The sequence below is a fragment of the Chitinophaga japonensis genome, from assembly GCF_007830125.1.
GTDB lineage: Bacteria > Bacteroidota > Bacteroidia > Chitinophagales > Chitinophagaceae > Chitinophaga > Chitinophaga japonensis.
Genome location: NZ_VLLG01000004.1, coordinates 572,162 through 594,066 on the forward strand (window position 1 = coordinate 572,162; position 21,905 = coordinate 594,066).

Consider the following 21,905-nt stretch of genomic DNA (forward strand, 5'->3'; position numbering starts at 1 on the left):
AATGCCAATCCCTCTCCGGTAGCCATTCCGGGCAAAGTAGCAGCCATATAGAAAAGATAAAAGTATAGTCCTTAAACATATTCCTTTGTACAAAGTTCGTGACTTCTTTTGTCCGTTGCAGACACCCCAAAAAAGTATTCCGATAGCTTAACGTCCAAAATCCCGGCACGGCCCCTGGCTGCCATTTTTTCAATCAAATCCGCCCCATATGCGACCAACAATGCTACATCGTAGCTGTACCCGGTACAGCTTGCTGACAGCGCTATTCCTATTCCTTACCTTTTTTTCATCGAAGGCCCAGGCGAATGAGCACCGGGTGACCCTGAGCGGCAACGGTATTCCGTTGAAGGCGGTATTCAAAGCTATTAAAAAGCAAACGGGTTTTGCGGTGATGTACAATACCAATTTAACCATGATCAACCAGGAAGAGAAAGTATCGGTACATTTTACGGCCACCCCGCTGGACGAGGTGCTGGCTTTTATTTTCCGGGGCAAGAACCTGGAGTGGAGCTATAATGATGATGTGCTGCTGATCCGGAAAAAGGAAACGCCGCCGGTAAAAAAAATCATGGATAGCACGGTGACGCCGGCTTTACTCACCGGCAAGGTAACGGATGCCGCGGGGCAGCCGCTGATTGGCGCCACGGTACAGGTAAAAGGGGGTAGCCAGGGGACCACTACGGATGAGGATGGAAAGTTTTCGCTGGCGAAGGTGGGGAACGGGGAAACGTTATTGATCAGCTCTGTGGGATATGAGAAAAGGGAGTTGGTGGTGAACGGGAGGAGTGTGCTGGCGCAGTTGAATATAGATGTGAATAAACTGGATGAGACGGTGGTGATAGCGTATGGGACGACGACGCAACGATTGAGTACGGGGAATATAGCGAGTGTAAAGGCGAAGGATATAGAGAAGAGCCCGGTGAATAATCCTTTGCTCGCGTTGCAAGGGAGAGCGCCGGGGATATTTATTGAGCAGGCGAATGGTTTGCCGGGTACGGGGGTGACGGTAAGGATACAGGGGCAGAATAGTATCAGCCAGGGAAACGAACCTTTGTTCGTGATTGACGGCGTACCTTATACTTCACAATTACTACCGGGTGTTAGCGAGATACTGGGCCGCTCCGGAGGGGGCGGGAATGGCAACCCTTTCAGCTTCATCAACCCGGCAGATATTGAAAGCATTGATATACTAAAGGATGCAGATGCTACGGCCATTTACGGGTCCCGAGCTGCCAACGGGGCCGTTCTTATTACTACCAAGAAAGGCAAGGCCGGTAAAACCAGCATCAACATCAACTTGCAACAAGGCTGGGGCAAGGTAACGCGGAAGCTGCCTTTGCTTAATACCCAGCAATACCTGGAGATGCGACATGAAGCTAAAAGGAATGATAATGCGCCGATTAACGCCGCCGATTATGATATCAACGGCACCTGGGACACTACCCGCTATACGGACTGGCAGAAGATACTAATTGGCGGCACCGCACATTATACGGATCTACAAGGCTCCGTATCAGGAGGCAATACGAATACGCAATTTTTAATAGGCGCCGGCTTTCACCGGGAAACCACGGTATTCCCGGGTGACAATGCAGATCAAAAGGCTTCTGTACATTTCAATATCAGTAATACCTCTCCCAATGGGCGGTTTCGCATACAACTTACCGGCAGCTATATGGCCGACAACAACCGATTAATAGGTACTGACTTTACCCGGCAGGCTATCACGCTTGCACCTAACGCACCAGCATTGTACAATGCAGATGGCACACTTAACTGGGCACCGAACACTAACGGGAACTCTACCTGGTATAATCCACTCGCTACCACTTTTGGCAAGTACAAGAATACTGCCAATAACCTGGTAGGCAATGCCGTGATGAGCTATCAAATTCTCCCAGGGTTGGACCTGAAGAGCAGCTTCGGCTATACAAACCTACAGATTGATGAAGCAAATGCTGGTGCTGCGGCATCCGTAGCTCCTGAGTTCAGACCTCTTGCGTCCAGATTTTCCCAGTTTTCAAATGGCCATATACGTTCCTGGATTATAGAACCGCAGATAACATTTAAACACAGTACGGGAGAAGGCATATTGGAGACTTTAGTGGGAACCAGCATACAGCAAAACAACGTTCATCAACAAAGGTTTAGTGCTTACGGGTTCAATAGCGACCTCATAGTGGAAGACATCAGCGCTGCCAGTAATTTGACTGCAAGAAGCAGTCCTGCATCTACATATCGCTACAATGGCCTTTTCGGACGTATCAATTATAACAGGCAACAAAAATATATACTCAATTTGACCGCCCGGCGGGACGGCAGTTCTCGTTTTGGCTCTGAAAACCTCTTTCATAATTTCTGGTCCGTAGCAGGAGCATGGCTATTTTCCAATGAAGGATTTATAAAAAAACATCTTTCTTTTCTCAGTTTCGGGAAATTGCGGGTCAGCTATGGCACTACGGGAAATGATCAGATCGGAGACTACGCGTTTATGACCCTGTACAATACCCGGACCCGCAATACACCATATCAGGGCGCCACTGGCCTGGCTCCAACCCGGCTGCCTAATCCCTACCTGCAGTGGGAGGAGACCCGAAAACTCCAGGTGGGACTGGACTTGGGCTTTTTAACAGACCGAGTACTATTATACGCCAACTATTACCGTAACCGCTCTTCTAATCAATTGCAGAACTACGCACTACCACTTATCACCGGTTTTGACGGTATTGCCCAAAATTTCCCAGCTACCGTACAGAATTCTGGTTGGGAGTTCACACTAAACACCATTAACCTGCAAAGTAACCGTGTATCCTGGACTGCCGCTATAAATTTTACTGTTCCCAAAAACAAGCTAGTGGATTACAGGGACTTAGCTACTTCCACCGTTTCGAATAACTATATTATAGGTCAACCGGTCACCATTGTGAAACTCTACCAGTTTGCCGGAGTAAATCCGGCTACCGGTCTGTATCAATATTTTGATAAAGATGGTAAAATAACTTCTTCTCCGGATTTCAGCACAGACAGAACAGAATTCATTAACACCGCACCTGTTTTCTACGGCGGTTTCCAAAACAGCTTTAGTTACAAAGGGTTCAACCTAGATGTATTATTCCAATTTGTTCGTCAATCAGCCTATAACTACTTCCTTGGAGATCAGCCCGGCCGTTTCCTGAGTGATGCTAACGGCACTCGCTGGGCCAACCAGCCTGTTTATGTACAGAACCGCTGGCAACAACAGGGAGATATAAGTACAGTACAAAAATATGGCACTATATATCCTTTGCAAGCTTTGATATCTTACTTCAGCGCCAGTTCTTCTGCCCTTAGTTATACAAATGCGTCCTATATACGACTGAAAAACCTTGCCTTATCTTGGCAATTGCCGGCTCACTGGAGACGCTCAATCGGACTGCAAAATGCCCGTGTATACCTGCAAGGGCAGAATTTACTGACCATCACTAATTATCAGGGCCTGGATCCGGAGACAAAAAGCGCTACTACATTACCCCCTTTGCGTGTTTTAACCTTGGGGGCACAAATAACGTTATGAGGGAAGAAACAAAATGCAAGATATAAAACCCGCCCTTGAAATTATCAAATGAAAAAATACTATTATGAAATCTGAACATATAACATATCACCATACCCTAATGTGTTACAGGTCTATACTGCTAATTGTCCTGTTAACCTTTGGTCTTGCTTCCTGCAAAAAACTGATTACAGTAGACGCCCCTTCCACCAGCATTAGTTCTGAGAATGTCTACACCAATGATGGTACTGCTACTGCCGTTTTAACGGATATTTATGCAAACTTAAGTGCGCAAAATTCCAGTTTATATCTAGGTACGGGGCTTCCTGGCTTATCTTTACTTGCCTCGTTATCTGCTGATGAGCTTACGCTTTACAATCTAAATAATAACGCATTACTGTCGTATTACATCAATGATCTAACGAGCTTCACCATACCGAATCTTTGGGAAGCTGCTTACCCGGTTATTTTTGTGACTAATGCTGCGATTGAAGGATTGAGCAACACGGATGCCCTGACTCCTGCAGTCAGGCGACAATTAATGGGAGAGGCCAGGTTTATGCGCGCCTTCTGCTTTTTTTATCTGGTGAATTTATATGGTGACATACCGTTGCCCCTTAGTACTAATTATCAAATAAATGCCGGCCTACCTCGCGCAGAGAAAACCAAAGCGTATGATCAGATCATATTAGACCTCCTGGAAGCCAGACAGTTATTGCGGGATGAATATGTTGCGGCAGACGCCCTATCTCCAACGAATGAGCGTGTAAGGCCCACCAGTTGGGCTGCTGCCGCCTTATTGGCACGGGCGTACCTGTATAGAGGTGACTATCTCAATGCAGAGAAGCAGGCATCTGACGTTATCAACCACGGTTCCCTTTACAGCCTGCCTAACCTGGATGCAGCATTTCTAAAAAACAGCACAGAAGCTATCTGGCAGTTACAACCTGTGGGTATCCAAAAGGACCGCAACACCGGAGAAGGCAAACTGTTCGTGTTACCAGATACAGGACCAGACAATCGCAATTATCCAGTTTACCTAAGCGATCACCTGGTTGATAGCTTTGAGGCCGGGGACCAACGGCGCGTCCAATGGATAGACAGTGTAATGGCTAACGGCAACACTTACCATTACGCTTCTAAATACAAGATCGGCTGGGAAGATGTTCCAACCGCTGAATATGTAGTAGTACTCAGATTGGGTGAACAATATCTTATCCGAGCAGAAGCAAGGGCACATTCAGGCAATCTTACGGGCGCAGTTGCGGATTTAAATAGCATCCGCCACAGAGCCGGACTGCCCAATACTCCTGCCATTACTGCACCCGACCTTCTGAAGGCTATCCTGCAAGAAAGGAAAGCAGAACTCTTTACAGAATGGGGACATCGCTGGCTCGACCTAAAAAGAAGTCAGATGGTGAATGCTGTGATGGATATTGTGGCCCCCCAAAAAGGAGGCGCTTGGCGAAATACCGCTCAATTGTATCCTATTCCACAAACAGAGCTGCAAAAAGATCTTAACCTTACCCAAAATGCTGGTTACTAAAGTCGGATAAAGGCGCTTAAAAATAGACCTTAAAATATGAAGAAATTCCTGATATTAATAGTCTGGATGCCTTTAATGTTGAAAGCACAAAGCGAAAAAGGCATTCAATTTATAGCTGGTTTAAGTTGGGCGCAGGTCCAGGAAAAGGCCAGGTCCGAGAACAAGTATATTTTTCTAGATGCTTATGCTACCTGGTGCATCCCCTGTAAAATGATGGACAGGGAGGTATATCCTCATCCGGCTGCCGGCAGGGCCATTAACGAAAAATTCATTGCTGTAAGAATGCAGACCGATGAAACGTCGCAAGATAACGAAACTGTACGTCAATGGTATGCAGATGCCCGTAAAATAAAGGAGACTTATCATATTACCGGACTACCCTGCTTTCTTTTCTTTGCGCCGGATGGGCGCCTTCTACACAAGGATGTTGGATATCGAAATGTCCGGGATTTTATAAAACTTACAGAACTAGCCCTCGACCCACAGAAGCCTCTGTTTTACGCCCAACTGGAGGCTTATAAAAAAGACCTTAAAGATTATACTACTATGGGAGAACTAGCGGTTTTTGTAAAGACCATGATGAACGATACAACAACCGGTTATACGATTGCCAGAGATTATAAAACCTATCTGGACAAGCAACCTGTTGACAGTATCAGTAAAAAGACGCTCCTTGATTTCATAGGAATATTTCCGGACCTTGTTTGTTCCGGGGACCCGTTCTTTCGTCTCTGTTATTATACACCGGAAAAAGCCAATCAAATAAAACAGCGCAACGGCTGGGCCAATGCCCTTGTTAACCAAACCATTACGAGGGAAGAAATCGATAGTAAATTACGGCAAAAAGGCAAGCCAATTATCTCCCATCCAGATTGGAACGAAATAAGAACGGCTATCGGCAGCAAATATGAACGGATAGACATCGATAAACTGGTGCAGGACTACCAGGTAGAATATTATTACGAATTAAAAGACTGGACGCAATGGGCTTTATACATGGACCAAAAAATAAACGCTAACCCACCGGAGGGGGGTATGCAAAGCTTTTTCCAATTAAATATTCCGGCCTGGAATGCTTTCCTGCACTGCAACGACAGCTCTGTATTGACAAAAGCCCTGGAATGGAGCGATCTTTCCATCCAGTTAAAACAGCCGGATGAAATACTACAAGAATTGGACACTCGTGCTAATCTTTTATACAAACTAGGACGAGTAAAAGAGGCCATTGCACAAGAACAAAAAGCAATACGGCTTTCCGAGAAGATTGCAGAAAAAGAAGGAAGAACAAAGGGGCCCTTCTGGGATGAGTTTGTTACTACTATAGACAAGATGAAAAAAGGAGTACCTACCTGGCCTACTAAATAACCGCATTGGAATAACAGACTATTGGTTAGCGTTTATACAATAAATTCGCTAAAACCAACAACTGTTATTCCTCTTTTTTTTGTATCTTATTTACGCATTAGAAGCCTTCTCAACACCACCCCAAACAACATTGTTTTTCAGGCTGCCAAATGTTTAACCACTTTAAAAAACCCACACTCGCAATGAAACTAATTATATTGTTAACGCTCCTGCAACTATATGCTACATGTCCTTTTGCCCAGAAGCCTCCGCTTGATATTGGCACATTGAACAATTGGCCTCAGGTAAATGAAGGCGTCATCACGAACGATGGAAGTTATGTTTTATATACCATTTCAAAAAACATCTACCACAATCCACCGAAGACATTGATGATCCATTCAATAAGCGGCGGCTGGAAGCAGGCAATCCCTGATGTCCGTTCTCCTGTCTTTACCCAGGATAGCCGCAGAGCAATATTTGTGAAAGGTCAGGATAGCCTGGCAATATTGTCGCTGGGTACCAATGTTGTCGAATATATACCTCATGTCAGTAACTTTCAACTTTATAAACATGGGCCTTATGAATATTTGACATACCTGACGAATCTTCCCGATCAACATCTAGTATTGCACAATCTGCAGACTAACAAACAGCGAATATTTCCCAATATCAGTGCATATCTGGTTAGCCAAAACGGGAATACGCTGATATACAAATCCTTAAACGGTAAGGGGAAAGCTGCCCCTTCGTCTTTATATTGGGTAAAACTACCCGACGGAGCGCCTTCTTGTATTGACATCCATCCTTGTACAGGCAAACTGACACTGGATAAGGCAGGAGAGCAACTATCTTTTGTTGTAACGGACACTACAGTGGCTTCAAAAGAAAAGTCCTTCTGGTATTATAAAGCAGGCATGAATAAAGCGGTATTATTGGCTGACAACAACTCCCAGGGCATTGACAATACACTGCAACTAGCGGAAATTTCCGAGTTTAGCAATGATGGTATGTATCTATTTATTTCCTTGAAGGAAAAAGCCCCTCAAGACTCACCACCGAATGCTGTTATGGTAGATATCTGGAGTTATACTGATCCTGTATTACAATCTCAACAATTAGCAAGTCTCACTCCCAAAAGCTATGCGGCCGTCCTGCACATCAAAGACCACCGTATTATTCGTTTACAGCAGGAAAACGAAATTGTACGATGGAAAACCAACCAAGCACTATGTGTGGTTCATCAGCAAGGTGAAGCATCTGAAGATCACTGGAATACTACGGCCCAGCGGACCCCCTACATAGTATCTACAGCAAACGGAAAACGAAGACTCCTGGGAACTGATATCAGATTCCCCGATCTGTCCCCTTTGAATAAGTATGTTACGGGTCTGGAATACAGTTGGGAGAATTTATATAGCTATGAAATCGCAACAGGCCTCTGCTATAACCTTACTGACACTCTTCCAATCCCTCCAATGAGGGGACTTCCCCTCCTCTATGGTAAATATAGAGGTCTTCAATTTGCGGCTTGGTTGACAAATGAAAAAGGTATCCTGGCATATGACGATTTTGATATATGGTTACTGGACCCTGAAGCTAAAAAGCAGCCCGTCAATATCACCCATGCTTATGGCAGACGGAACAATATCAGATTCCAGCTTTCAGAGATATATAATGGTGAAATAGCTGCTGACGAGGGAAAAATACTTCTCACAGCCTTCAACAAAACCAATAAGAACAGTGGATTCTACTGGGGGGAGTTAAGCGGCCAAACAGCGCCTCAATTATTAACTATGGGGCCTTACGTGTACGAGGATGGGGGGACTTCTACCATAAAGGCGAAGGGCACAAATATCTATCTAGTTAAGCGCGGCTGCACTGCCCAGTCACCCAATTATTTCTGGACAAAGGATTTTAAACACTTTACTCCCATCAGCGACGTATTTCCTGAAAAAACATACAACTGGATGACTGCCGAACTCAAAACCTTTACCACCCTAGATGGCAAGCATGAGCAAGGCATCCTTTACAAGCCTCAGAATTTTAATCCAGCCCGTCGATACCCTTTGCTAATCCATTACTATGAGGAAAAATCGCAGGAGCTGCATCAATACCATGTTCCAGCCGGCCCTAACGGCAATCTGGACATTGCCTGGTTTGTAAGTCATGGGTACCTGGTTTTTACACCAGACATCCACTATACGATTGGACGCCCCGGACAAAGCGCGCTAAATGCTGTCGCCGGCGCAGCTCGGTACCTGTCAACCTTCTCTTGGGTGGACACAAAAAGGATGGGCATACAGGGACACAGTTTTGGCGGTTTTGAAACCAATTTTATCATTGCTCATACCGGTTTTTTTGCAGCGGCCGTGTCCTCTTCAGGTACTTCCGATCTTATTAGCTCATATGGCGCTTGCCTACTCGGCGGCAATATCCACCAGTCTTATATAGAAAGGTCTCAGTATCGGATGGGCGGTACTTTATGGGAAAAACCGGAATTGTATAGAGAGAACTCTCCTATTCTCCGCGCAGATAAGGTAACAACGCCCCTATTATTGGTAGCCAATAAACTGGACCATAATGTACCATTCATGCAAAGCGTGGAGCTATTTACCGCTTTACGACGCCTGGGCAAACAGGTATGGATGCTGCAATATGACAACGCTTATCATGGGTTGCGTGGCCAGGCGTATATAGACTATGTGCTGCGCATGACCCAATTCTTTGATCATTACCTGAAAGGAACGGCTGCTCCTGTATGGATGACCAAGGGCATACCGGCCCGCTTAAAAGGCATTGACACCGGGCTAGCGCTGGACAGCCTATCTCTGCCGCCGATCAATGGGCTGCTCAGGGATCCAACTAAAAAAATTAACAAAAACTAATGATATCCTCAAATACTTTGGCGGCCAAGAGGAGGCCTTTTTGTAGAGCAAATAAAGGCTGGCAGAAAACTGCCAGCCTAAAATTACCTTCTTTTGAAATATGAAAGAAGGTTTCTTTGCTAAATTCAAGATTCATTTATACTGGCAACCAGTATTCTGTTGATCACTCAGTTGTTCTTACGAAAACAGTAGTTGTACAGGGTTGGCTAGGAACCTGAGTACAATACAATGTTGTAGTTAAAGGTCCTCCCACTGTATTTGTCGTTGCTATTATTGGGCAAGCATTGCTAGTAGTTGTAGAACAGAAATATGTTCCACTTGCCCTATGTGCCTTAAATGCCAGTGCGCCACCCACAACTGCCAGTAAACCTACAGCCGTTAACATGATTTTTGCTTTTTTCATAGTCATTGTGCTTTTTTATTCAAAAAGCTAAACTTTAATTGTGAAATATGCCCGCACTTACTCATAACTTCTAGCAAGAAGGTGGCAAGCATCTACCCCTTGTGAAGTATCCGGATAAAATATACCTGAGTCGGCATAATTAGAAACATACCGACCAGCAATATCGCTGGTAAAACCTATTCTGCTAGTCCCTTACCCTAACGGCGAGTGTAACATCCATAGGGAGCTGAATGTATTACATAGCGCCATAGTTAAGGCTGGGCTGAATTTGTCGTAGCTATTATTGGACAAGTATAAGTAGTAGTTGCAGAACAGAAAAGCGTTCCACTCGCCCTATCTATCCCAAATGCCAGCACACCACCTACAACAGTCTATAAACCGACTACCATTAACATGATCTTTGCTTTTTTCATAACTATATGATTTATTATGAGAACTAATCAGGAGTTGTTACTCATCTGTGCTCCGTTTAAGCTGCCCACCATACACCTTACCCATAAACGCTTCCCGTAAATGCCGGTCCTTGCCGTAAACCGCCACATAAGGCACCCCGGCCACCTCAAAATAATCCTTGAAGAAGCCGGTATAGTCCCTGCCTACCGTTATATTCGGGTATTTATCCAGGGTATAAACTTTGCAAAAGGCTTTCATCTCCGCATAAGATGCATCGGTCAGCAGGTAAAAACGTATGTGCTGCAGTTTTTCCATATCTTCAATGATCTCCTTCATCTGTTCCCTGGAATAAGGGCAATGCGGCCCGAAATAAAAAAAGACAATAGGCCGGCCGCCAGGTATGTTTTTGCTGTGCAGGTAGGTGGTGCTGTCGGAGAGCAACATGTCAAAATCAGGTAGCAGCTTTCCTTCCCTACCGGTCTTTAAGGGATCCCTGGCGTAACAGCCGCACAAGGCTGCCAGTAATAAGAGGATCGTGATATTTTTCATGGCTCATCAATTAAGCTGATTACATTCATACTTGTTCATTATGACGCGCTGCAGGGGATGCTGTTCGCTGCAGCGGTTGATCGTGCGCTACGCTTACAGGTGCGTCCACCTGTTCCTTTCCACCAGCTTCCTTTACCAGGCATTCCATCAGCAAACAGGCGAATGATAGCAATACCAGGATGGGAAACAACTGGAAGCGCAAGGCAATGGGCGAGGCAAACACACTAAAACCCAGATTTACAACCCAAAGCCCGCTTACCAGCAGCACCGCGCTACCCAACATTCTGTGCGACTGGTATCCCTTCAACCATATAAAGCAGCACAGACCCAACAAGAACACCACATTGATCATGCCCGTCAGCACCGGGTAAAAATCCAGCGTACTTACCTTCAAATCCTTCATCCTAGTCTTTAGCTTGTTGCTCTTATAGTCAAACCACTGTTGCGCTATGCGTGGCACACTATCCTTCCCGGTACTGTATTCTGCCAGAAATTCAACGGGTGGAGCATAATATTTCAAAAAATTCGGCCACAGGTAATGCTGTGCAAACGTCAGGGGGTATTGGCGAACCAGGAAGCCCCCATAATCCGCGTATAATGGCGCTACGGTAGCCCAGCGTTTAACTTTCCCCGCTGTGGAGTCCCTGGTAAACTGCTTCTCTTTATAGTGCTGCAAGGGAGATCGGGAATCCCACATATACACTGTGCTGGCCTTGATCATTTCGTAGGGAAATTTTTTAGCATCCCTGGTAGTATCAAAGTAAGTACGCACCATCTGGTCCAACTGACGGAACCGGGGCGGTACTGGCTTTCGCTCCGCACTATCCACATAGCGGTAGGCATACATGGCATTATTGGCTAGTTGCCAGCCGGAGAAAGGCGAAAACTGGCGCTTGCCGGACAGCTCATAATATTGCCGGCTGGTATATCCCATAAACAACCCTATCAGCACCACACCGAAAGCCCAACCTGCCGCCTTCCGCCAGAACGGTTGCCGGGAAAGCAGGAAAGCAATACCGGCTACAAGGGGGTAATACAGAGCATTATACCTCACCGTAAACGCCAGGAACAGCACAATGCCCTGCCATATCAACAGCCGCGGAGTTGGCCGGTGGATGATCCATAGCAACAGCGTAAACCATATCAAACTGAGTGAAAGGAACAGGGCATCGCTGGATACATAGTTGGCCAGGTACAGGAATACCGGGTTGCCTACCATAAAGCAGAACAGAAAGACCTTTACCACCTTTCCCGGTTGGAAAAAATAAAATACCGTGAACAGGAAAGCTCCTACACTGGCTTGCAGTAAAGCATACTGAAATCCCGCCAGCGCGGTATCGGAATGCGTAAACACACTGAACAAGCGCAGGAAACGGGAATAGCCTATGGGATAGGTATTGATGTCAAAATTATGATAGGCTGTTTCCAGGTATACATAAGAATCCCCGTTAATAAAGCTGGCAAAGGGGTACAGGAATTTAAAGGCAATGAACTGGATCAATATAGCCGCTATGCCGCCCCTGATGAACCATTTATAGGACGGGTTGCGAAATATGTATTGCCAGAAAGCTGGTGTAGTAGCAGCCGGCTTATCTGCAGCAGCGCTTTCTGTTGCCTGTTTTTCTTCATGATATTCCTGCTCGGTATTGATGGCCCATATGTTCACCTTGCCGGTCTCACCGGCACAGATGTTGTCCACCGCTACCATGGCCGTGAGCATGGAATGATCGGAATTATTATACTTGTGCATGCCGTTGCGGCCCACCAGGAAAAGGTTTTCGAAACGATCCACGTATTCCCTAATTACATCAAAATGCTCGTAGGTACCGAAATAAGCGGGATACGTTTTTTCCATGCGCAGTACGGTGGCATCCAGCACATTGGCCGCGGAAGCCAGCCCTATCTTTTCCAGTTCCCGGATGGCCCGCTCCCGTATCTCCGCATCTGGGAGCTGCCAAAAATCATCCCCCTGGTTACAGAAGAACTCCATACCCACCCATGTAGTGTCCGGGTCCTTTACCATGTAAGGGCTCCAGTTATTGAACAGTTGCAGGCGGCCCACCTTTACATCCCTTTCCTGTATGTATATCCAGGTGTCCTTTAGCTCCAGCGGCTTCCACTCGCCCGTCCTCTTATCCAGGAAGGACAGCCGTTTCAGAAGTACGCCCACGGTGATAAAATCCCGGTACTGGAGACCGGCGGCCACGGTCTTCACCTCTTCAGGTATCACGCCGTCCATACCTGCTATCAGCTCCTGCACAGGCATGGTAGAAAAGAAATAGTCTCCTTCCAGGTAACTGACTTCTCCAGTCAGGGAATGGCTGACCGCAACTGCGGTGATCCCCGGCCGGCCAGCGGAGGTATAGATCCGCTTTACATCCTGGTGCAGCAATATCTTCCCGCCCCTGGCCTCCACCTGCCGCGCCACCTCCTCCCATAGCTGCCCCGGCCCGTATTTGGGATACAGAAACTGCTCTATGAGGCTGGTTTCCGTATCCTTTTGCGCAATATCCTTACCGGCCTTCTGGCGTTTCATAGCGGTTTGTACCGCATGCTGAATGGCCTTACTGACAGACACGCCCTTGATGCGCTGCGCGCCCCATTCCGCTGAAATAGCATGACAGGGAATACCCCAAACCTTTTCCGTGTAGTCTTTGAAGAAAAGCCGGTACAGGGTACGGCCAAAACGGTTGATCATAAAATCCTCCAGGTTCCTTTCCGGCTTGCAGGGAAACAGTTGTGACCATAGATAGGAAAAGAGGATGGCAATGGTAGTAAGCGGTCCCAGCTTGCGCAAGGTATCCAGTGATAACTGGATGGGATACGTGAAGAACTTGCGCAGGAAATAGATCCTGGACAAGCGCTTGCGTACCAGCATCACTTGGTCCGGGTCTTTGGCTTCCCCATTGCCTTCCCGCACTGCTGCATCCACAGTACGGGACTTGTGCTGGTAAGTGATCGTGAAACGGCTGTCGTCTGCGGCCTGCACCGGCAATATATTGAGCCACCAGTTCATGACCCGGTCCGATTTGGAAAAGAAACGGTGCCCGCCAATGTCTATCCGGTTGCCTTTATAGTTCACAGTTTTAGAAATACCGCCAATATCCCCGGATTTTTCCAATACAACCGGGATAATATCTGTCCGTTGCAACAGCTCGTAGGCTGCCGTAAGGCCAGCCGGCCCCGCTCCAATGATAATCGCCTTTTTGCTCATACCGGTTATTTTTGAGGGATCGGTTTTTATAACAAGGGGTAATGTAATATTTGTGAGCTTAGATATCTTGCCAGGAAATGAACAATCCCGCTGTTGCCTGTCATGAGGTCCGCAGTGGGCGGGGAACAGATCGCATCCGGGAGCCAATAGCTACCTCCATCCACTGTTTGCTTCCGTAACTGCAACAAGGTATTGGCGATCCAGCCGGCGCGATCCTTCCATTCCTCGTTGCCTAATACCCGCCAGGCCTCCAGGTATACCTCTCCCAGCCCGGCCAGTCCATGGGCCTGACTCAGATCACGGGAACATACATGCGGCGGATAGCTGTTCAACGCGCCCTCTGCCATGTGCTTATATACAGGGTCCTGTAAATACTCATATGCCTTGATAAAGGCAAGCGCAATACCACCACCGCCTTTGTGCACACCGGGCGAGACCTGGCTGCTGCCGGCATGCACGGGCCAGGTATAAGCATGCCCATGCTTACTACCCTGCTGTTGCAGCCAGTGCAGCGCTTTTACCGCGGCAGCTTTAGCAGGTGCAACCTGGCATGCAGTTGCCAGTTGCAATAAAAAGCAGGCAATGCCGCTGACACCTGTTGCCCAGCCGGTTATTTTTACACCTTTTTGCGAGCCGGCAGGGACCACTATCCAGGCGCCATCCTTTTGCTGGCTGACCAGTAGAAGATTAGCCAGCTCCTGTAAGCGGCTTTGTACAAACTGCTCCGGGAGGTATGCTCTGCATTGCAATAGGGCCATCCCCTGCCCTGCCGCTCCATTCGCCACATCCAGGCCAATAGGTGCCTGTTGCAGGCAATCCAGCACAGCGGCACGCTGCGCCTCCGAGTCTTCGAGCCAACCGGCCCGTATACCTGCAGCCAGCGTAACCGCCATACCGGCGCTACCGTTATATAAACAACCCGGCAGCGTTTGCACGCCCGGCAGGAAGGTTTGCTGCAAGTAGGCCATGTTTTGCCTGTAGTATTCTTTTACCTGGGCTGCTACCGGGAACCCGCTGCTTTCCAACATAGCCAGCATCCACAGCACACCGCCTATGCCTTCATACAAACCAGGATACAGGGAAACGGAATGTTGCTGATTGGTAATATCTGGCTGCTGCACCGTCTTTGAAAACCACAGGTAATTATAGGTCATCCGGGAACTGCAAAGCCCTTTTAAAGCGCTGTATACCGCATCTGTTGATTCCGTTTCATTATTGCCAGATTGGGATAAATGGACTGGTTGGGTTCCATGCCGCAAGTGGTCCCGGTATTGGCTAATTTCTTTTTGTATGATGGGCAGCTCCGGCCTAAGTGCTGCGTTCGGATGCATACAATCCGTCACCAGTTGCAAGATGCTGCTTTCCGGAACAAAATACGATAGCTGCTGTTGGAGCGCGGACTGATCACCCGTCTCAAACTTCATGGGTGACAAATTGGTGAAGAACAACAGCATCAGGGCGCCCAGGCCATAGATATCCTGCTTTACTGCAGGCGTGTGGTTCTGTATTTGTTCCGGGGACATATATCCCTCCGATCCCCCGGTGAAGAATGGATCGGGCTTCTGCATGGCGAAGGAATAGGCCAGTTCCAAGTCTATAATGTACATCCGGTCCTTCCTGTCGATTAAAAAATTATGAGGGGAAATATCCCGGAACACATATCCCCTGTCATGGAACCCCTGCAGGATCTGCGTCACCCCAAGCAGGTAGTCCAGCAACTGCAGCCGCCTTTCTACAGGCAGGTCTATCCAGCTATGGCCTTCATACAGGGAGTATATTTTAATATCCAGTGAAATGCCGTCGATCATTTCCGTGGCCAGGTACAGGCCCCCGTTTTCCTCGAAGCAATCCAATATGCGGGGCACGGGTAACGCCGTTCCCAGCTCCTTATGCAGTTGTGCCTGCCAGTGCAAGCGGTCATACATATCGCGCCCCCATTCATCCATGAACATGCAGCGCTTTCCCTCTTTTACCACGCAAAGCTTTGCACGGAACCAGCTTTGCATGTACCGGCCCTTGATCACATTGCCTTTCACGTCAGCCTTTATCACAGCCAGGGGGGCAATCCTGTCATTCAGGAACTTTTTACGCGGCGGCGCAGTGGGACCGCAAATAGCCGTAAAGGGCCAGGTAAGGCCTGGGGGCAAGATAAAAGGCACAGGGCAAGTATCCTCTACCAGCCGGCCCTGCTGGTCATAAATAAACTTGTGCATATTGCCGTCCTCACCCGGTTTCCATACCGGGTTAAAGCCCCCGTACCGTGTATATACCTGCCCACCCAGGTGGATGTCCGTCGGGATCTCAGGCCCTTTAAAGGGCTTTGTGAGCAGGATCAGGTCCATGGCAATGCGCAGGGCTTTGCTGTCACAATCCGGGTAAATGCATACGACCTTTGCCAGGTTGTTATAGCCGCACGCGCCTCCCAATAAGCCATCACAAGTGTTTTTGTCTACAGGTATCTTGAAAGGTATATCCGCGGCCTGTAGTACAGGGATCAGTACTTCAAAAAGATCCGGCGCCTGCATGCGGACCACTGAAATATGTAATATCCAGCCCTGCACCTGCGTAATCTCTCCCACCTGCAAGTAATGACCGGATGCTTTCCAGGAAAGCCCATAACTGTCCAGCAACGCAGCATAATCCGTTATGCCTTGCAGGGAAGATTTCAGGGCCGTTCTTCTGTCTTGTGCAGTATCCATCTCTTTTTGTGGCAACATATCAGACAGTTTAGGAGTGGGTTACATGAATAAGGATAATTTCCGGCAGCGGCCTATTGGAAAGGACCGGCTGATCGTTATGCTGTAAAGTTGCGATGAATAACAGAAAACTATGGTAGACAAACAGGTCAATCCGGGTAGAAAATCGGGTCAATCTTTTTACGCAGCAAATATTCCCACCTGGCTGTTGTAGTATTGTAAGTGAAACCTGGACCTTAATCTTACACTGCCAACACTTTAATCCCTCAAAAATGAAGCAAGTGTTTACACTGCTACTGGTTGTTATCCTCCTTCCCTCCACCCACGCCTGGTGTCGACAAGCACCAATAGCCGGCATCAAAGGCCGGTTGATAGATGCAGCTACCCGGCAGCCAATGACGGCAGCCACTGTGCAGCTATTACGCAGCAAGGACAGCTCCCGGGTCACGATGATATTCACAGACAGCCTTGGGAACTTCAGATTAGACAGTATACAGGAAGGCAGTTACCTTTTGTATGCCTCTTACCTGGGATACCAGCCTTTGTTGCTTACTGTAGCGGTCACTGACGGTAAAATAACTGATCTCGCCAACTTACAAATGCAGAAAACCGGCCTTACCCTGCTGGAAGTTGAGATCATAGAGAACAGGCCAGCTATGGTTATGAAGAAAGATACGCTTGAATTTAATGCCGACTACTTCCATACAAGAGAAAATGCACTCCTGGAAGAGCTGCTAAAAAAGCTGCCGGGCCTGCAGGTGGGAAGGGACGGCAGCATCACCATACAGGGGGAAACTGTACAACGCATACTGATAGATGGCGAACCCTTTTTGGGAGACGACCCCAAAACAGTGACCCGGAACCTGGCCGCCATGCTGATAGACAAAGTGCAGCTTATTGATGCGAAGCCGGAGCTGGTAAGCTTCTCCGGAGCTGCTAATGGGCAAACAGAAAAAGTGATCAATATCACTATCAAGCAAAAATACCGGCGGGCTTTTACCGGCAGGGTAAACGTTGGCTATGGCACGGATCAGCGCTTTGCTGTAAATGGTCATCTCCACCGTTTTGGCGATGGGCAAGGCCTTTCCCTCCTGGGGAACGGTAACAATACACATGGCTATCCCCATGAGGGCAGTGCCAACAGCATAGCCAGCAACAGCCAGGGTATTACCCGGAGCTGGCAGGCATGCGGCAATTACCATAGCAACCTGGGGCAGGGCTTGCGGATCATGAGCAGTTATACCGTAAACAACAGCCGCATTGTCAATCAACGCAACAGCGCCCGCCAATACCTGCTACCGGATACCACCTGGTATTATAACCGGCAGGACCAGACCGAGGGAAATAGCACTGCACAACAACTGTTCCTGCGCGCTGACTATAAACCGGATACCCTCCATACACTGATTGCTGCTGTCCGGCTGGGTCACAATTCCGGTAATGATCTGCAGGTGCAAAGGTATACATCGCTGAACGGGCAGCAACAGCTATTGAATAGCGGCAGCACGCGCCTGTATAATACCAACAGTACACCTAAACTATCCACAGCCATCTCCTTCCGCAAAAAACTCAGGAAGGCAGGACGTTCAATAGGCGGAGAACTGGCTACGGAGCACCAGCTTCACAACGGGCAGCAGTCCAACCATTCCTTTAACCTATTCAAACAACCTGGCGGCGATACCGATGCGGATACCCTGGACCAGCAAAACAGTACCCGCAACAGGAATCAGCAGATAACCCTGTACCTGAACTATACTGAACCTGTCCTGCGAGGGCATCTTCTGAATTTCACCTATGGATACATACAGGATAATAACCACTCCAACAAACAGACCTATGATTATGATGCCGGCAAAGGCGCCTATGACCTGCTGAACGATAGCCTGAGTAACGCTTTCAGGAATACCGTTTCCCGGCAACTGTTCATGCTCTCCCTGGAGAAACAGGGACGCAGGTATGACTATAGCGTAGGCGGGTACCTTCAACACATACAGCTCAACAGCTATAACCTGGATAAACAGTACCAGTTCCGGTTACGATCTATTCATTTGCTGCCCGGCATCCGGTTTAACTACATGTTTACCGATCATAAACAACTCCGGTACTCCTACTACGGGAATGTGGAGGCTCCCAATGTTGCCCAATTGCAGCCGGTACCGGATAACAGCAACCCCCTGCATATTCAACTGGGCAACCCCGACCTGCAGCCTGCGTATGTGCATAGCCTGGGGCTGGGATATAAAGCGCTAAATCCAGGTACCATGCGGAGCTTTAATATAGAGACGCGTGCAGCATTCACGATCAACAAGATCGTGAACGCCAGTTGGTTCGATTCCCTGGGAAGGCAGGTAAGCCAGCCTGTTAACATGAACGGCGCCCACAAAGTGAATGTCAACATGAGCAACGCCATTCCAATTAAGCAATTACATACCTTCATCAATACCAATACTGCCTTTCAATATAACCGGGAGGCAGGATTTGTAAATGGGCTAAAAGGATATACCGGGAATTTTACTGCCAGCCAGAACATCAGCTTCAGCTATACACACCAGGAACTGTTTGATGCGGCTGTGGAAGGCGGCATGGAATATAATTCGATGCACTATTCCCTGCAGCCAACTAATAATATTCATTATTTCAGCTATACGGTTTCTTTTGATGGGGAAGTTAACCTGCCCCAGGGGTTCAAGATAGGCGGGACGTTAGATTACTGGCTTAACACCAGCCGCGCGGCCGGCTATAACCGGGATGGGCTGCTGTTAAACGGCTCCCTGTCCAAAAGTGTAATGAAGCAAAGGGGGAAGATCACGCTGCAGGGATTTGACCTGCTAAACCGGAATATGGGTATCCGGCGCCATGTAGGTGCGAACTATATTGAGGATACACAGTCCAGGGTATTACAACGTTTCTTCCTACTCAGCCTTTCTTACTTCATTAAACCCGGCGGCAACAAAGGTGCACAAAAAACAAATACTGAGAACAATCCATCAAGGAATTGACTTCCTGTATGGAAATGTCAAACAATTAGAATTCAGCTCATATACATAATACCATTCATCATTATACTTTGTCGTACATATGTCCCCGGTATGAGATGTTTTGCAGCCGGATGGCACAACTGCTGTAACCGTAATACAGGCGCCACCCTCTACCGGCAACAGGTTTACATTTACATTCCGTTCGCTAACAATTGTCTTTGCTGCAATAGCTGCGGCAATACCGGATAGAAGTGTAACCAAAAGCATTGTCCTGGAAGTTTTCATAATAGGATTCGCTTTTTTCCTTCAAAAAGCTAAACTTTAATTTCTCAAAAAGGGTTTACCCTGCAAAATTCCGCCTATTCTCCCAACCCTCATTGTCCATTCAGACCAATTCCGGTAGACAATCCGCTCAATTTTCCACTTTGAAAAATCATCCCCCGATAGTACATTGTGCATCGCTATGCCGTATTATCTCTTAAGCATGGCATGATTGGAGTCTAAAAACCCAGAACACATGTTAAATAGAAAACTGATCGTCATCATTTGTTGCTCACTGCTCATTCAAACAAGTTTTACCACGCACACGGCGGCACAATCACAGCCCGCCACCATCAAGACCCGCTGGGCCAAAAACGTAACACCGGATAACGTGCTGCCGGAATATCCACGCCCGCAGCTCAGCCGCAGCGCCTGGACCAGCCTGAACGGTACCTGGCAATACGCCATCCTGCCCAAAGCACAGGCACAACCGGCAGCTTTCGCGGGGGATATACTGGTGCCATATCCCGTAGAATCCGCGCTGTCCGGCGTGCAGAAGACCGTAGGCAAGGATAGTGTGCTCTGGTACAAGCGAACATTTAATATCCCTTCATCCTATAAAAACAAACAAGTGATCCTGCACTTCGGCGCGGTGGACTGGCAAACGGATGTATACATCAACGGCCAGCATGCCGGCACGCACAAAGGCGGCTACGATCCCTTCTCCTTCAACATTACCCCCCTGCTGAAAAAGCGCGGCGCGCAGGAGATCACCATCAAGGTATGGGACCCTACGGATCAAGGCCCCCAGCCCCGCGGCAAACAGGTGACCAATCCGCAAGGCATCTGGTATACGCCCGTTACCGGCATCTGGCAAACCGTATGGCTGGAACCGGTGGCGGCGACTTATATCGCCTCCCTGAAACCTACGCCGGATATTGATAACAAGACGCTCTCCCTCCAGGCCCGGGTAGAAAACCTGCAGCCGGGCGACCAGGTAAAGATCAAGGCACGGGATGGCGATCAAACCGTAGCGGAAGAAACCCTGCAGAACGCTACGGCGGCGGCTACACTGAATATCCCCAGCCCGAAATTATGGTCCCCCTCCTCCCCTTTCCTGTACGACCTGAGCGTGGCCGTTGTACGTAAAGGCAAGGTGATAGATGAAGTGAAAAGCTATTTCGCCATGCGCAAGATCTCCATGGAACCGGATGAAAAAGGCGTACAGCGCATGCTGCTGAACAACAAATTCGTGTTCCAGTACGGTCCCCTGGACCAGGGCTGGTGGCCGGACGGACTGTACACCGCCCCTACCGACGAAGCGCTGAAATTCGATATAGAAAAGACCAAAGCCATGGGCTTTAACATGATCCGCAAGCACGTAAAGGTAGAGCCGGCCCGCTGGTACTATTACTGCGATCAACTGGGCATGCTGGTATGGCAGGATATGCCCAGCGGCGACCTGGGCAACGGCTGGGAAAATCGTCCCGGTGTGCTGGGACGCGCTACGGATAAGGACCGCACCGCGGAGTCAGAACAGATCTACCGCACGGAGTGGAAGGCCATTATGGACGCCCTCTACCCCTTCCCGTCGATCGTGGTGTGGGTGCCCTTCAATGAAGCCTGGGGACAGTTCAAAACGGAAGAGATCACCAAATGGACGGAGGATTATGACCCCTCCCGCCTGGTGAACAGTGCCAGCGGCGGCAACTTCTACCCTGTAGGCCATATGATAGACCTGCACAGCTACCCGGACCCGGCCATGCCGAGAGCCGACCTCTTTGGTAAACAACAGGCGCTGGTGCTGGGCGAGTTTGGCGGATTGGGCCTGCCCCTGGAAGGCCATACCTGGCAGCAGAAAGATAACTGGGGCTACCGGAGTTTCAAAAATGCGGACGACCTCTTTAAAGTGTACAGCCGCTACTGCGAGCGGATGAAGGACCTGATCAAAGCAGGACTGTCCGCCGCCGTATATACGCAGACCACTGACGTGGAAATGGAAGTGAACGGCCTGATGACCTATGACCGGGAAGTGATAAAAGTACCGGTGGAAAAGCTGAAGGCAGTGCATGACGATATGATGAAATAACGGAGTCCCCAT

Annotated in this window: 9 protein-coding genes; 6 read left to right on the plus strand and 3 right to left on the minus strand. The window is 48.3% G+C overall.

What is annotated here, in order from left to right:
- Nucleotides 1–208 precede the first annotated feature (208 nt).
- From LX66_RS19495 to LX66_RS19510, 4 genes are all read left to right on the plus strand, one after another.
- Nucleotides 209–3,553 carry a SusC/RagA family TonB-linked outer membrane protein gene (locus tag LX66_RS19495; RefSeq protein ID WP_145716664.1) on the plus strand — a complete coding sequence of 1,115 codons (3,345 nt, stop codon included), beginning with the start codon at nucleotides 209–211 and terminating at the stop codon, nucleotides 3,551–3,553.
- Nucleotides 3,554–3,617: 64 nt separating this feature from the next.
- A complete protein-coding gene (locus LX66_RS19500) occupies nucleotides 3,618–5,078 on the plus strand; it encodes a RagB/SusD family nutrient uptake outer membrane protein (protein ID WP_145716666.1) in 1,461 nt (486 codons plus the stop codon).
- A 36-nt stretch (nucleotides 5,079–5,114) separates the two neighbouring features.
- On the plus strand, nucleotides 5,115–6,443 hold the full coding sequence (locus LX66_RS19505) for a thioredoxin family protein (RefSeq protein WP_145716668.1): 1,329 nt from the start codon (nucleotides 5,115–5,117) through the stop codon (nucleotides 6,441–6,443).
- Nucleotides 6,444–6,625: 182 nt separating this feature from the next.
- Nucleotides 6,626–9,310, plus strand: a complete 2,685-nt coding sequence (locus LX66_RS19510) for an alpha/beta hydrolase family protein (RefSeq protein WP_158642684.1) — start codon at nucleotides 6,626–6,628, stop codon at nucleotides 9,308–9,310.
- An 853-nt stretch (nucleotides 9,311–10,163) separates the two neighbouring features.
- Here LX66_RS19510 and LX66_RS19515 read toward each other — a convergent pair.
- From LX66_RS19515 to LX66_RS19525, 3 genes are read right to left on the minus strand one after another with little or no spacing between them, the layout of a single operon-like run.
- Complete coding sequence (locus LX66_RS19515) at nucleotides 10,164–10,655, minus strand: TlpA family protein disulfide reductase (protein ID WP_145716670.1); 492 nt, start codon at nucleotides 10,653–10,655, stop codon at nucleotides 10,164–10,166.
- 25 nt (nucleotides 10,656–10,680) lie between these two features.
- Nucleotides 10,681–13,869 carry an NAD(P)/FAD-dependent oxidoreductase gene (locus LX66_RS19520; protein WP_145716672.1) on the minus strand — a complete coding sequence of 1,063 codons (3,189 nt, stop codon included), beginning with the start codon at nucleotides 13,867–13,869 and terminating at the stop codon, nucleotides 10,681–10,683.
- Between the two features lie 26 nt (nucleotides 13,870–13,895).
- Nucleotides 13,896–16,586 (minus strand): class III lanthionine synthetase LanKC N-terminal domain-containing protein, encoded by a 2,691-nt coding sequence (locus LX66_RS19525; RefSeq protein ID WP_145716673.1) that lies wholly within the window; start codon nucleotides 16,584–16,586, stop codon nucleotides 13,896–13,898.
- Between the two features lie 251 nt (nucleotides 16,587–16,837).
- Here LX66_RS19525 and LX66_RS19530 point away from each other — a divergent pair, with 251 nt between their 5' ends.
- Nucleotides 16,838–19,564, plus strand: a complete 2,727-nt coding sequence (locus LX66_RS19530; RefSeq protein WP_145716675.1) for an outer membrane beta-barrel protein — start codon at nucleotides 16,838–16,840, stop codon at nucleotides 19,562–19,564.
- Nucleotides 19,565–20,060: 496 nt separating this feature from the next.
- Nucleotides 20,061–21,893, plus strand: coding sequence for a glycoside hydrolase family 2 protein (locus LX66_RS19535; protein WP_145716677.1), 1,833 nt, complete (start codon nucleotides 20,061–20,063; stop codon nucleotides 21,891–21,893).
- Nucleotides 21,894–21,905 lie beyond the last annotated feature (12 nt).